At 54.8% G+C, this 12,155-nt stretch carries 11 protein-coding genes; 10 read left to right on the forward strand and 1 reads right to left on the reverse strand.

Annotated features, from left to right (window positions below; genetic code table 11):
• Nucleotides 1-30 precede the first annotated feature (30 nt).
• Nucleotides 31-825, reverse strand: a complete 795-nt coding sequence (map, locus tag ACLH1U_RS14420) for a type I methionyl aminopeptidase (protein ID WP_004204446.1) — start codon at nucleotides 823-825, stop codon at nucleotides 31-33.
• Between the two features lie 323 nt (nucleotides 826-1,148).
• Between map and rpsB the strand changes: the two genes are divergently transcribed.
• The 10 genes from rpsB (at nucleotide 1,149) to skp (ending at nucleotide 12,155) form a co-directional block, all read left to right on the forward strand.
• On the forward strand, nucleotides 1,149-1,874 hold the full coding sequence (gene rpsB, locus ACLH1U_RS14425) for a 30S ribosomal protein S2 (protein WP_004204447.1): 726 nt from the start codon (nucleotides 1,149-1,151) through the stop codon (nucleotides 1,872-1,874).
• Between the two features lie 119 nt (nucleotides 1,875-1,993).
• The gene (gene tsf, locus ACLH1U_RS14430) at nucleotides 1,994-2,845 is read left to right on the forward strand and encodes a translation elongation factor Ts (protein WP_004151930.1); all 852 of its coding nucleotides are present in this window, start codon (nucleotides 1,994-1,996) and stop codon (nucleotides 2,843-2,845) included.
• Nucleotides 2,846-2,992: 147 nt separating this feature from the next.
• A complete protein-coding gene (pyrH, locus tag ACLH1U_RS14435; RefSeq protein ID WP_002889306.1) occupies nucleotides 2,993-3,718 on the forward strand; it encodes a UMP kinase in 726 nt (241 codons plus the stop codon).
• A 150-nt stretch (nucleotides 3,719-3,868) separates the two neighbouring features.
• Complete coding sequence (frr, locus tag ACLH1U_RS14440) at nucleotides 3,869-4,426, forward strand: ribosome recycling factor (protein ID WP_002889308.1); 558 nt, start codon at nucleotides 3,869-3,871, stop codon at nucleotides 4,424-4,426.
• Between the two features lie 228 nt (nucleotides 4,427-4,654).
• Entirely contained in the window at nucleotides 4,655-5,857 is a 1,203-nt protein-coding gene (gene ispC, locus ACLH1U_RS14445) for a 1-deoxy-D-xylulose-5-phosphate reductoisomerase (RefSeq protein ID WP_044521082.1), read from the forward strand.
• 237 nt (nucleotides 5,858-6,094) lie between these two features.
• Nucleotides 6,095-6,853, forward strand: a complete 759-nt coding sequence (gene ispU / locus ACLH1U_RS14450) for a (2E,6E)-farnesyl-diphosphate-specific ditrans,polycis-undecaprenyl-diphosphate synthase (RefSeq protein WP_032429282.1) — start codon at nucleotides 6,095-6,097, stop codon at nucleotides 6,851-6,853.
• Between the two features lie 12 nt (nucleotides 6,854-6,865).
• On the forward strand, nucleotides 6,866-7,723 hold the full coding sequence (cdsA, locus tag ACLH1U_RS14455) for a phosphatidate cytidylyltransferase (protein WP_023292047.1): 858 nt from the start codon (nucleotides 6,866-6,868) through the stop codon (nucleotides 7,721-7,723).
• A gap of 11 nt (nucleotides 7,724-7,734) precedes the next feature.
• Nucleotides 7,735-9,087 carry a sigma E protease regulator RseP gene (gene rseP, locus ACLH1U_RS14460; RefSeq protein ID WP_004204451.1) on the forward strand — a complete coding sequence of 451 codons (1,353 nt, stop codon included), beginning with the start codon at nucleotides 7,735-7,737 and terminating at the stop codon, nucleotides 9,085-9,087.
• A 31-nt stretch (nucleotides 9,088-9,118) separates the two neighbouring features.
• Nucleotides 9,119-11,548 carry an outer membrane protein assembly factor BamA gene (bamA, locus tag ACLH1U_RS14465; protein WP_411299311.1) on the forward strand — a complete coding sequence of 810 codons (2,430 nt, stop codon included), beginning with the start codon at nucleotides 9,119-9,121 and terminating at the stop codon, nucleotides 11,546-11,548.
• A 121-nt stretch (nucleotides 11,549-11,669) separates the two neighbouring features.
• Nucleotides 11,670-12,155, forward strand: coding sequence for a molecular chaperone Skp (gene skp, locus ACLH1U_RS14470; RefSeq protein WP_002889325.1), 486 nt, complete (start codon nucleotides 11,670-11,672; stop codon nucleotides 12,153-12,155).

Raw genomic sequence — 12,155 nt, forward strand, 5'->3', positions numbered from 1 at the left:
ATAAAAAAGCCGGCGGGCGCCGGCTTTTCATCATTCATCGTGCGAGATTATCGCCGGGATGGTGTCATCCTTACGTAGCGTCAGAATTTCGCAGCCGTTGTCTGTCACCACAATAGTATGCTCGTACTGCGCAGACAAGCTCCGGTCTTTGGTTTTCACCGTCCAGCCGTCTTTCATGCTGCGGATCTCTTTTTTACCGGCGTTGACCATCGGCTCGATGGTGAAGGTCATGCCTGGTTTGAGCACGACGTTGGTTTCCGGCGAGTCGTAGTGCAGCACCTGCGGCTCTTCATGGAAGCCGCGGCCGATGCCGTGACCACAGTATTCGCGAACCACGGAGAACCCTTCCGCTTCCACATATTTCTGGATCGCCGCGCCGATGGTGCGCAGGTTGATGCCCGGCTTCACCATCTTCAGCGCCAGGTACAGGCTTTCCTGAGTGATGCGGCACAGGCGCTCGCCGAGAATCGTCGGTTTGCCGACGATAAACATTTTGGAGGTATCGCCATGGAAATCATCTTTAATGACGGTCACGTCGATATTCACGATATCGCCATCTTTCAGCAGCTTGCCGTCGTCAGGGATACCGTGACAGACCACTTCGTTAACCGAAATGCAGACGGATTTCGGATAGCCGTGATAGCCGAGACAGGCGGAAATGGCCTTCTGCTCGTTAACGATATAGTCGTTACAGATACGGTCCAGTTCGCCAGTGCTGACGCCCGGCTTAACCCAGGGTTCGATCATTTCCAGCACTTCAGCGGCCAGACGACCGGCAACGCGCATTTTTTCAATATCTTCAGATGTCTTAATAGAGATAGCCATGGAGTATGTCCAGCAGTGTCGATATTTTCGACAATAATAGAGTAAGTCCTGTCAATGGTAACAGTCCGGGTAGGCTGGTGCCAAACTGAGAATCATTAACAGCACGTGACGTCAACAAGAGTTGGTGTCTGGATGGATTTTGTGATATAAAGCGCGCCGGACTTCCGTTCCATCTCAGATACACAAGGATGGGACGTAAGCGACATCGCTCACTTTGTGTAATAACACACACGTATCGGCACATATTCCGGGGTGCCCTTCGGGGTCGGTAATATGGGATACGTGGAGGCATAACCCCAATTTAATCTATAGAGGTTTTAAACATGGCAACTGTTTCCATGCGCGACATGCTCAAGGCTGGTGTTCACTTCGGTCACCAGACCCGTTACTGGAACCCGAAAATGAAGCCGTTCATCTTCGGTGCGCGTAACAAAGTTCACATCATCAACCTTGAGAAAACCGTACCGATGTTCAACGACGCTCTGGCTGAACTGAACAAGATCGCTGCTCGTAAAGGTAAAATCCTTTTCGTTGGTACTAAGCGCGCTGCAAGCGAAGCGGTAAAAGACGCTGCTCTGAGCTGCGACCAGTTCTTCGTGAACCATCGCTGGCTGGGCGGTATGCTGACTAACTGGAAAACCGTTCGTCAGTCCATCAAACGTCTGAAAGACCTGGAAACTCAGTCCCAGGACGGTACTTTCGACAAGCTGACCAAAAAAGAAGCGCTGATGCGTACTCGTGAGCTGGACAAGCTGGAAAACAGCCTGGGCGGTATCAAAGACATGGGCGGCCTGCCGGACGCACTGTTCGTTATCGACGCTGACCACGAGCACATCGCTATCAAAGAAGCAAACAACCTGGGCATCCCGGTATTTGCTATCGTTGATACCAACTCTGATCCGGACGGCGTAGACTTCGTTATCCCGGGTAACGACGATGCAATCCGCGCAGTAAGCCTGTACCTGGGCGCTGTTGCTGCTACCGTTCGTGAAGGTCGCTCTCAGGACCTGGCTTCTCAGGCGGAAGAAAGCTTCGTAGAAGCTGAATAATAAGGTTTAAGCCCTTATTAGTACCGTGTATGAATAGGGGCCCATTATCGGCCCCTTTTTTCAATTTACGCTGTTTGGCCGTTGGCCGGGCAGTATCCACATCTCCCGAGGATTTTAGAATGGCTGAAATTACCGCTTCCCTGGTAAAAGAGCTGCGCGAACGTACTGGCGCAGGCATGATGGATTGCAAAAAAGCGCTGACTGAAGCGAATGGCGACATCGAGCTGGCAATCGAAAACATGCGTAAATCCGGCGCGATCAAAGCGGCGAAGAAAGCAGGCAACGTGGCTGCTGACGGCGTGATCAAAACCAAAATCGAAGGCAACTACGGTTACATCCTGGAAGTTAACTGCCAGACTGACTTCGTTGCTAAAGATGGTGGTTTCCAGGCATTTGCTGACAAAGTACTGGACGCCGCTGTTGCGGGTAAAATCTCCGACGTTGAAGTTCTGAAAGCGCAGTTCGAAGAAGAACGTGTTGCCCTGGTTGCTAAAATCGGTGAGAACATCAACATCCGTCGTATCGCTGTTCTGGAAGGCGACGTTCTGGGCAGCTACCAGCACGGTGCGCGCATCGGCGTTCTGGTTGCCGCTAAAGGCGCTGACGAAGAGCTGGTTAAGCAGCTGGCAATGCACGTTGCCGCAAGCAAGCCGGAATTCGTTAAGCCGGAAGACGTGTCTGCTGAAGTGGTAGAGAAAGAGTACCAGGTTCAGCTGGACATCGCGATGCAGTCCGGTAAGCCGAAAGAAATCGCAGAGAAAATGGTTGAAGGCCGCATGAAGAAATTCACCGGCGAAGTTTCTCTGACTGGTCAGCCTTTCGTCATGGAGCCGAGCAAATCTGTTGGTCAGCTGCTGAAAGAGCACAACGCTGACGTGACTGGCTTCATCCGCTTTGAAGTGGGCGAAGGCATCGAGAAAGTTGAGACTGACTTTGCAGCAGAAGTTGCTGCGATGTCCAAGCAGTCTTAATTTTTACAAGGAGCCGCCTGAGGGCGGCTTCTTTTTGCGCCCATTTTGTAAATTCAGCCAACTGCTTATAGTGACCGCGCTGAAATGCGACATACAATGTCGCCGGAATTCTCACATCTCATTCGTTGACAGTCTCAGGAAAGAAACATGGCTACCAATGCAAAACCCGTCTACAAACGTATTCTGCTGAAATTAAGTGGCGAAGCGCTGCAGGGCTCAGAAGGCTTCGGTATTGATGCAAGCATACTTGACCGCATGGCTCAAGAGATCAAAGAGCTGGTTGAGCTGGGTATTCAGGTTGGCGTAGTAATTGGTGGCGGTAACCTGTTCCGTGGTGCTGGTCTGGCGAAAGCGGGTATGAACCGCGTTGTGGGCGACCACATGGGCATGCTGGCTACGGTTATGAATGGCCTCGCGATGCGCGATGCGCTCCACCGCGCCTATGTGAACGCTCGTTTGATGTCCGCCATTCCGCTGAACGGCGTGTGCGACAACTACAGCTGGGCAGAGGCGATCAGCCTGCTGCGCAACAACCGCGTGGTGATCCTTTCCGCGGGTACCGGCAACCCGTTCTTTACCACCGATTCCGCAGCCTGCCTGCGCGGGATTGAAATTGAAGCCGATGTGGTGCTGAAAGCCACCAAGGTTGACGGCGTATTCACCGCCGATCCGGCCAAAGATCCTTCCGCCACGATGTACGATCAGCTGACCTACAGCGAAGTGCTGGAAAAAGAGCTGAAAGTGATGGATCTGGCGGCCTTCACCCTGGCGCGTGACCATAAATTGCCGATTCGCGTCTTCAACATGAACAAACCTGGCGCGCTGCGTCGCGTGGTGATGGGCGAAAAAGAAGGCACATTGATCACGGAATAATTCCCGTCAGCGCCAAATCCGGGTAAGATTCCGCTTTACTTTCGCGGGGATATTACCCGGTGATTTTCATTAAATCTGACTATACTTAGCTCATTTTCCGACGGGTGCCCCGTCTGGTCTGACTGAGACAAGCTTTCAAGGATTCGTAACGTGATTAGCGATATCAGAAAAGATGCTGAAATCCGCATGGAAAAATGCGTCGAAGCATTCAAAAACCAAATCAGCAAAATTCGCACGGGTCGTGCTTCTCCGAGCCTGCTGGACGGGATTGTTGTTGAATACTACGGTACGCCGACCCCGCTGCGCCAGCTGGCCAGCGTCACCGTCGAAGACTCCCGTACCCTGAAAATCAACGTCTTTGACCGTTCTATGTCCGCGGCTGTTGAAAAAGCGATCATGGCGTCCGACCTCGGTCTGAACCCAAGCTCTGCCGGTAGCGATATTCGTGTTCCGCTGCCGCCGCTGACCGAAGAGCGTCGTAAAGATCTGACCAAGATCGTGCGTGGTGAAGCTGAACAGGCGCGCGTTGCCGTACGTAACGTTCGCCGCGACGCCAACGACAAAGTCAAAGCGCTGCTGAAAGAGAAAGAGATCAGCGAGGATGACGATCGCCGTTCTCAGGACGACGTGCAGAAAATGACTGACGCCGCCATCAAGAAAGTTGACGCGGCGCTGGCAGACAAAGAAGCGGAACTGATGCAGTTCTGATGCTCTGCCCTTACTCGGGCCTGACAGCGTCTGGCCTGAGTAAAATCCGAAACGCCGTACAGAAGACTGTACGCTCAATTCTCGGGATTGCGTTGCGACCGCTGGCCTTGTAGCCTTTAGCGCTAAGTTGAAGGCCTGATGCCGCCGTCTTATCCCTGATAATTGCTGCGTAGGGGCTTGCTGGCGGCGTTTTGCTTTTTATTCTGTTTCCACTCTTCTGGACGTCTCATGAAGCAATTAACCGTTCTCGGTTCGACCGGCTCCATTGGCTGTAGCACGCTGGACGTGGTACGCCATAATCCCGGTCGCTTTTCCGTCGCCGCGCTGGTCGCGGGGAAAAACGTTGACCGTATGGTTGAACAATGCCTTGAATTTACCCCCCGTTACGCCGTGATGGACGATGCGCAAAGCGCTGAGCGGTTGCGCACCCGTCTGCAGGAACATGGCTGCCGTACCGAGGTGCTGAGCGGCCAGCAGGCGGCGGCAGAGGTCGCGGCGCTGGAGGAGGTCGATCAGGTGATGGCGGCTATCGTCGGCGCGGCGGGTCTGGTGCCGACGCTGGCGGCGATCCGCGCCGGAAAAACGGTGTTGTTAGCAAATAAAGAGTCGCTGGTGACCTGCGGTCGCTTGTTCATGGAGGCGGTTCAACGGTCGGGGGCGCGATTGCTGCCGGTCGACAGCGAACATAACGCGATTTTTCAGAGTATGCCGGAGACAATTCAGCAGCATCTGGGATACGCTGACCTGGCGCAGAATGGCGTTTCGTCCATTCTGCTGACCGGCTCGGGCGGGCCTTTCCGCGAGACAGCGGTAGCTGAACTGGCGGCGATGACGCCGGATCAGGCCTGCCGTCATCCCAACTGGTCGATGGGACGCAAGATCTCCGTCGACTCCGCCACGATGATGAATAAAGGTCTGGAATATATTGAAGCGCGCTGGCTGTTTAACGCCTCGGCCCGGCAGATGGAGGTCCTTATCCATCCGCAGTCGGTGATCCACTCGATGGTTCGCTATCAGGACGGCAGCGTGCTGGCGCAGCTTGGGGAACCGGATATGCGCACGCCGATCGCCCATACCATGGGCTGGCCGCAGCGGCTGAACTCCGGCGCTAAGCCGCTGGACTTCTGTCAGCTGAGCAATCTGAGCTTCTCCGCGCCAGACTATACGCGGTATCCGTGCCTGAAGCTGGCGATGGAGGCGTTTGACGTCGGCCAGGCGGCGACCACCACGCTGAATGCGGCCAATGAAGAGTCGGTTGCCGCGTTTCTGCAGGGCGATATCCGCTTTACCGATATTGCGGCGGTTAACCTGGCGGTGCTGGATAAGATGAACCTGCTGGAGCCGCAAAGCATTGATGACGTTCTGGTTATCGACGCTGAGGCCCGCGCGGTTGCTCATCAACAGCTAAAGCGGTTGGTCACCCAGGCGTAACGCGGTGATATTTGTGGGCGCAAAGCTTCAGTGATATAGTCTGCGCCACCCGATCGTTGCATTTTGTTGTTGAAGATTACGGTGGCCGTGGCAAAACACGGCTTTTTTGCGTAAAGCTTTTGGTTGTTCTCTGCGATTGGCTGCAGCCCCGGCACCGGATAAAAATGCGTATCCAGCGCGGCCCGGTGGCCTCTGTTTGGTGGCTAGTTAATCCTTATTATGGACTTAAAACGCGTGATGTTGTCTGCTAATCAAACTGTCAGCGAAATATCGCCTACACATGGCTGCCGTCATGTCGCCATTATTATGGATGGCAACGGCCGTTGGGCGAAACGGCAAGGTAAAATTCGCGCTTTCGGGCACAAGGCCGGTGCGAAATCCGTGCGTCGCGCGGTCTCTTTCGCGGCGAATAATGGAATTGAGGCGTTAACGTTATACGCGTTCAGCAGCGAAAACTGGAACCGTCCGGCTCAGGAAGTCAGTGCGCTGATGGAGCTGTTCGTCTGGGCGCTGGATAGCGAAGTCAAAAGCCTGCACCGACACAATGTGCGTTTGCGGATTATTGGCGACACCACGCGCTTCAATGCGCGCCTGCAGGAGCGTATCCGCAAAGCGGAAGCGCTGACCGCGAACAATACCGGCTTAACGCTGAATATTGCGGCCAATTACGGCGGTCGCTGGGATATTACCCAGGGCGTTCGTTTTCTGGCGAAACAGGTACAGGACGGGACGCTGCTGCCTGAGCAGATCACGGAAGACATGCTGAGTCAGCAGGTCTGCATGCATGAACTGGCTCCCGTAGATTTAGTTATTAGGACCGGGGGAGAGCACCGAATAAGTAATTTTCTGATTTGGCAAATTGCCTATGCCGAACTTTACTTTACGGATGTTCTTTGGCCCGATTTTGCTGAACAGGACTTTGAAGGTGCACTCCATGCCTTTGTTAATCGAGAGCGTCGTTTCGGCGGCACTGAGCCGGGTGGCAGTCATGCCTGATGGGGGTCACTTTTGCTGAAGTATCGCCTGATATCTGCTTTCGTCTTAATCCCCGTCGTCATTGCGGCGCTGTTTTTATTGCCGCCGATGGGGTTTGCTATCGTGACCCTGGTGGTCTGTATGCTCGCCGCGTGGGAGTGGGGGCAACTGAGCGGTTTCACCTCGACGTCGCAGCGGGTCTGGCTGGCGGTGTTGTGCGGCCTTCTGCTGGCGGCGATGCTGTTTTTGCTGCCGGAATACCATTATGACGTTCATCAACCGATGGTTGAAGGCTCGCTGTGGGCCTCTTTCGCCTGGTGGATCGTCGCGCTGCTGCTGGTGCTCTCTTATCCGGCGTCGGCGGCATTCTGGCGGCACTCGAAAGTGCTGCGCCTTATCTTCGGTATCCTGACCATCGTCCCGTTTTTCTGGGGCATGCTGGCGCTGCGCGCCTGGCACTATACCGATAACCATTACAGCGGCGCGCTGTGGCTACTGTATGTGATGATTCTGGTCTGGGGCGCGGACTCCGGCGCCTATATGTTTGGCAAAATGTTTGGCAAGCACAAGCTGGCGCCGAAGGTCTCGCCGGGGAAAACCTGGCAGGGCTTTTTTGGCGGTTTGCTGACCGCGGCGGTGATCTCCTGGGCCTACGGGGTGTGGGCCCATCTTGACGTTACGCCAACGGTGCTGCTGGTCTGTTCGGTGGTGGCAGCCCTGGCTTCGGTGCTGGGCGATCTGACGGAAAGTATGTTTAAGCGCGAGGCCGGCATTAAGGATAGCGGGCACTTGATTCCCGGACATGGCGGTATTCTCGATCGTATCGACAGCCTGACGGCGGCGGTGCCGGTCTTCGCCTGTCTGCTACTGTTGGTCTTCAGGACGATTTGACGGAAGGTTATATGCTGAGCGTGCTCTGGAATCTGGCAGCTTTTATCATTGCGCTTGGCGTACTGATTACGGTGCATGAGTTTGGCCATTTTTGGGTAGCGCGCCGCTGCGGTATCCGGGTTGAGCGTTTTTCTATCGGCTTCGGCAAAGCGCTGTGGCGGCGGATGGATAAGCAGGGTACGGAGTTCGTCATTGCCCTGATCCCGCTGGGCGGCTATGTCAAGATGCTGGATGAGCGTGTTGAAGCGGTGGCGCCGGAGATGCGCCACTACGCTTTCAATAATAAAACCGTCGGCCAGCGTGCGGCGGTGATTGCCGCCGGTCCCATCGCTAACTTCCTTTTCGCTATCTTTGCCTACTGGCTGGTCTTCATCATCGGCGTTCCTGGCGTTCGCCCGGTAGTGGGTGAAATAACGCCCAATTCGGTTGCCGCGCAAGCACAAATTGCAAAAGGCACGGAACTTAAAGCGATAGATGGTATCGAAACGCCTGATTGGGATGCGGTGCGTCTGCAGCTGGTGGCCAAAATCGGCAACCCGCAAACAATACTTACCGTCGCCCCTTTCGGGACCAATCAGCGCCAGGATAAAATCGTCGATCTGCGGCACTGGGCGTTTGAGCCAGACAAGCAAGATCCCGTGACGTCGCTAGGGATCCAGCCGCGCAGCGCGCAGATTGATACGGTGCTGGCGGAAGTCCAGGCGGGCTCGGCAGCTCAGAAAGCAGGTTTGCAAGCGGGCGACCGGATCGTTAAAGTCGATGGACAACCGTTAACGCAGTGGATGACGTTTGTTAATCTGGTGCGCGATAATCCGGGCAAAGCGCTGGCGCTGGAGATTGAACGGCAGGGGAGTGCGCTGCCGTTAACCCTGACGCCGGATGCAAAAACGGTGAAAGGTAAGGCAGAAGGGTTCGCAGGGGTGGTGCCAAAGGTCATCCCGCTGCCTGAAGAATACAAGACAGTACGTCAGTACGGACCGTTTGCCGCCATCGCTGAAGCCACGGATAAAACCTGGCAGCTGATGTCGCTGACGGTCAGGATGCTGGGTAAATTGATAACCGGTGATGTCAAACTGAACAACCTCAGTGGGCCGATCTCTATCGCTCAGGGGGCTGGAATGTCAGCGGAGTTTGGGTTGATTTATTATCTGATGTTCCTTGCGCTGATTAGCGTGAACCTCGGAATCATCAACCTGTTCCCACTACCCGTACTGGATGGGGGACATCTGCTGTTTTTGGCGATTGAAAAGCTGAAGGGCGGGCCGGTATCCGAGCGAGTTCAAGACTTTAGTTATCGCATTGGCTCAATACTGCTGGTGCTGTTAATGGGGCTTGCACTTTTCAATGATTTCTCTCGGTTATAAGAGAGTTTGTTAGGAAGAACGCATAATAACGATGGCGATGAAAAAGTTGCTCATAGCGTCGCTGCTGTTTAGCAGCGCGACTGTATACGGTGCTGAAGGGTTCGTGGTGAAGGACATTCATTTCGAAGGCTTGCAGCGTGTCGCTGTTGGTGCGGCCCTCCTCAGTATGCCAGTGCGTCCTGGCGATACGGTGACCGACGATGATATCAGTAACACTATTCGCGCGCTGTTTGCCACTGGCAACTTCGAGGACGTCCGCGTCCTGCGCGATGGTGATACCCTGCTGGTGCAGGTGAAAGAGCGTCCGACGATCGCCAGCATCACTTTCTCCGGCAACAGGTCGGTGAAAGATGACATGCTCAAGCAGAACCTTGAGGCCTCTGGCGTTCGGGTGGGCGAGTCGCTTGACCGCACGACCATCGCGGACATCGAGAAGGGTCTCGAGGATTTCTACTACAGCGTCGGTAAATACAGCGCCAGCGTCAAAGCGGTGGTTACTCCGCTGCCGCGAAACCGTGTCGACCTGAAACTGGTCTTCCAGGAAGGCGTCTCCGCTAAAATTCAGCAGATCAACATCGTCGGCAACCATGCGTTTTCGACTGATGAGCTGATCTCCCACTTCCAGCTGCGCGATGAAGTGCCGTGGTGGAACGTGGTCGGCGACCGTAAATACCAGAAGCAGAAGCTGGCGGGCGACCTTGAAACCCTGCGCAGCTACTACCTGGATCGCGGCTATGCCCGTTTCAACATCGATTCTACCCAGGTCAGCCTGACGCCGGATAAGAAAGGGATCTACATCACCGTCAACATCACCGAAGGCGATCAGTACAAGTTTTCCGGGGTGCAGGTGACGGGCAACCTCGCCGGCCATTCCGCGGAAATCGAAGCGCTGACCAAAGTCGAGCCGGGTGAACTGTATAACGGCGCGAAAGTGACCAAGATGGAAAACGACATCAAGAAACTGTTGGGTCGTTATGGTTACGCCTACCCGCGCGTGCAGTCGCAGCCGGAGATCAACGACAGCGATAAAACCGTTAAGCTGCACGTCAACGTCGACGCGGGCAACCGCTATTACGTGCGTAAAATTCGCTTCGAAGGCAACGACACCTCCAAAGATGCCGTTCTGCGCCGCGAAATGCGCCAGATGGAAGGCGCGTGGCTGGGCAGCGACCTCGTCGATCAGGGTAAAGACCGTCTCAACCGTTTAGGCTTCTTCGAAACGGTCGATACCGATACCCAGCGCGTCCCGGGCAGCCCGGACCAGGTCGACGTAGTCTACAAGGTGAAAGAGCGTAACACCGGTAGCTTCAACTTCGGTATCGGTTACGGTACCGAGAGCGGCGTCAGCTTCCAGGCGGGCGTTCAGCAGGATAACTGGTTAGGTACTGGCTATGCTGTCGGGATCAACGGCACCAAAAACGACTACCAAACCTATACCGAGCTGTCGGTGACCAACCCGTACTTCACCGTAGACGGTGTGAGCCTCGGCGGCCGTGTCTTCTATAATGACTTTGATGCGAACGATGCGGATCTGTCTGACTATACCAACAAAAGCTATGGTACAGACATCACGCTGGGCTTCCCGGTCAACGAATACAACACGCTGCGCGCCGGCGTCGGGTATGTGCATAACTCCCTGTCCAATATGCAGCCGCAGGTGGCGATGTGGCGTTACCTGAACTCGATGGGCCAGTATCCGGACAACACCAACGACCGGAACTCGTTCAGTGCGAATGACTTCACCTTCAACTACGGTTGGACCTATAACAAGCTTGACCGCGGCTTCTTCCCAACGGAAGGTTCGCGCGTCAACCTGAACGGTAAAGTGACCATTCCGGGTTCGGACAACGAATACTACAAAGCGACGTTGGATACCGCCACCTATGTGCCGATCGACAACGATCATGAATGGGTGGTGCTGGGTCGTACCCGCTTTGGCTATGGCGATGGTATCGGCGGCAAAGAGATGCCGTTCTATGAGAACTTCTATGCCGGTGGCTCCAGCACCGTGCGTGGCTTCCAGTCGAACACCATTGGTCCGAAGGCAGTGTATTTCCCGGCAAGCAGCCGTCATGACGATGATGACAGCTACGATAATGAATGTAAGAGCACCGAATCCGCACCGTGTAAATCCGATGATGCGGTGGGCGGTAACGCGATGGCGGTGGCCAGCCTGGAGCTGATTACCCCGACGCCGTTCATTAGTGACAAATATGCGAACTCGGTCCGGACTTCCTTCTTCTGGGATATGGGTACCGTATGGGATACTCACTGGGATTCGAGCGCGTATGGCGGTTATCCGGATTACAGCGATCCGAGCAACATCCGTATGTCTGCGGGTATTGCCGTGCAGTGGATGTCGCCGTTGGGGCCGTTGGTCTTCTCCTACGCCCAACCGTTCAAAAAGTACGATGGAGACAAAGCCGAACAGTTCCAGTTTAACATTGGTAAAACCTGGTAATTGTTGGCGGCAATGGAATGCAAGTGCAGTATAGCGCTGACCGTAGGCGATAACGCGTTTATCGCCTCGCCACGCAAATAACGGTACCCCTGGGTACTCATGGGATGGTAAGGAGTTTATTGTGAAAAAGTGGTTATTAGCTGCAGGTCTGGGTTTGGCAATGGTAACTTCCGCTCAGGCGGCAGATAAAATTGCCCTGGTGAACATGAACAGCCTGTTCCAACAGGTTGCCCAGAAAACTGGCGTTTCCAACACGCTGGAAAACGAGTTCAAAGGCCGCGCTAGCGAACTGCAGCGTATGGAAGGCGACCTGCAGTCTAAAATGCAGCGTCTGCAGTCCATGAAGCCGGGCGCCGATCGTACCAAACTGGAAAAAGACGTGATGGCTCAGCGCCAGACCTTCTCCCAGAAAGCGCAGGCGTTTGAACAGGATCGCGCTCGTCGTTCCAACGAAGAGCGTGGCAAACTGGTGACCCGTATCCAGACTGCCGTACAGAGCGTAGCGAAAGATCAGAGCATCGATCTGGTGGTTGACGCGAATGCCGTTGCATACAACAGCAGCGATGTAAAAGACATCACCGCTGATGTGCTGAAACAGGTTAAATAA

This window comes from Klebsiella sp. 1SOBk5mer (assembly GCF_046603115.1).
In the GTDB taxonomy this organism is placed as follows: domain Bacteria; phylum Pseudomonadota; class Gammaproteobacteria; order Enterobacterales; family Enterobacteriaceae; genus Klebsiella; species Klebsiella quasipneumoniae.